This window comes from Amycolatopsis ultiminotia (genome assembly GCF_039536925.1).
Classification (GTDB): domain Bacteria; phylum Actinomycetota; class Actinomycetes; order Mycobacteriales; family Pseudonocardiaceae; genus Amycolatopsis; species Amycolatopsis ultiminotia.
In genome coordinates this window covers 1-1,975 of record NZ_BAAAZN010000053.1, presented here as the reverse complement: position 1 = coordinate 1,975, position 1,975 = coordinate 1, and the positions used below count along the sequence as shown (strand labels likewise).

Below are 1,975 nucleotides of genomic sequence, written 5' to 3'. Positions count from 1 at the left end.
TTCAGGCCGGTGGCGATGAGGTCCATGACGGAGGAGTCGGCGAGGGTGGTGACGTCGCCGATGCGGCGGTTTTCGGCGACGTCGCGCAGGAGGCGGCGCATGATTTTGCCGGAGCGGGTTTTGGGGAGTTCGGGCACGACGAGGATCTGGCGGGGTTTGGCGATCGGCCCGATTTCTTTCGCGACGTGGTTGCGTAGTGCCTGGATGGCGTCGTCGCCGCCGTCGACGGCGTTGCCGCGCAGGATCACGAACGCGACGATTCCTTGTCCGGTGGTGGGGTCGCTCGCGCCGACGACCGCGGCCTCGGCCACGGTGGGGTGTGACACCAGCGCGGACTCGACCTCGGTGGTGGAGATCCGGTGCCCGGACACGTTCATCACGTCATCGACCCGGCCCAGCAGCCAGATGTCCCCGTCGGTGTCGTATTTCGCGCCGTCCCCGGCGAAGTAGAATCCCTGTTCGGCGAACCGGGACCAGTAGGTGTCGCGGTAGCGCTGGTCATCGCCCCAGATCCCGCGCAGCATCGCCGGCCACGGCTGGTCCAGCACCAGATACCCGCCCCCGCCGGGCCCGACCTCGACGCCCTGGTCGTCGACGACTTTCGCGGAGATCCCGGGCAACGCCCGCTGCGCCGACCCCGGTTTCGTCGCGGTCACCCCCGGCAACGGGGAAATCATGATCGCCCCGGTCTCGGTCTGCCACCAGGTGTCCACGATCGGCGCCCGCCCGGCGCCGATCGTGTCGCGGTACCAGATCCACGCCTCCGGGTTGATCGGCTCCCCCACACTGCCCAGCACCCGCAACGACGACAGATCATACTTCCCGGGAATGTCGGCGCCCCACTTCATGAACGTCCGGATCAACGTCGGTGCCGTGTAATAAATCGACACCCCGTACTTCTGGATGATCTCCCAGTGCCGGCCCTCGTGCGGCGTGTTCGGCGTCCCCTCGTACACCACCTGCGTGGCCCGGTTCGCCAACGGCCCGTACACAATGTAGGAATGCCCGGTGATCCAGCCGATATCGGCGGTGCACCAATACACATCCTCCCCCGCCCGGTGATCGAACACATAATGATGGGTATACGCCGCCTGCGTCAGATACCCACCCGAGGTGTGCAGAATCCCCTTCGGCTTCCCCGTCGTGCCCGAGGTGTAGAGAATGAACAACGGATGCTCACTGTCGAACGCCTCCGGCGTGTGCACCACCGACTGCGCCCCCACCAGCTCGTGCCACCACACATCCCGGCCCGCCGACCACGGAACCTCCCCCTCGAGGTCGTCCCCGGTGCGGGCAACCACGATCACCTTCTCCACCGACTCCGCCCCCGCCAGCGCCTCGTCCACATTGGCCTTCATCGGCGCCGCCTTCCCCCGCCGATACTGCCCATCCGAGGTGATCACCACCTTCGCCGCCGCGTCATCCACCCGCGCCCGCAACGCCGTCGGGGAAAACCCCCCGAACACCACACTGTGCAACGCCCCGATCCGCGCACACGCCAACATCGCGATAATCGCCTCGGGCACCATCTGCAACTGCACCGCCACCACATCACCCGCACCCACCCCGAGCGAGATCAACGCATTCGCCGCCCGGCACACCTCATCCTGCAAACGGGCATACGTGAAATCCCGGGTATCCCCCGGCTCACCCACCCAATGAATCGCAACCTGATCCCCGTACCCCGCCTCCACATGCCGATCCACACAGTTATACGCCACATTCAACGTCCCACCCACAAACCACTTCGCAAACGGCGCACCACCCCAATCCAACACCCGCGACCACTCCGTATCCCACGACAACCGCCGCGCCTGCTCCGCCCAGAACGCCTCCCGATCCCCGTCCCCGGCGGCATACAACCCCGCCGTCGCGTTCGCCCGCGCGGCAAACCCCTCCGACGGAGGAAACGTACGACTCTCAGTGAGCAGATTGTCCAACGCTGGGGACTGCTCGGTCATAATGCAAAGCCTCC

Annotated in this window: 1 protein-coding gene; it reads right to left on the bottom strand. The window is 66.3% G+C overall.

Annotated features, from left to right (window positions below):
- Positions 1-1,961, bottom strand: a 1,961-nt coding sequence (gene acs / locus ABD793_RS42500) for an acetate--CoA ligase (protein ID WP_344869563.1), incomplete at its 3' end; no start/stop codon positions are given.
- Positions 1,962-1,975: the final 14 nt, after the last annotated feature.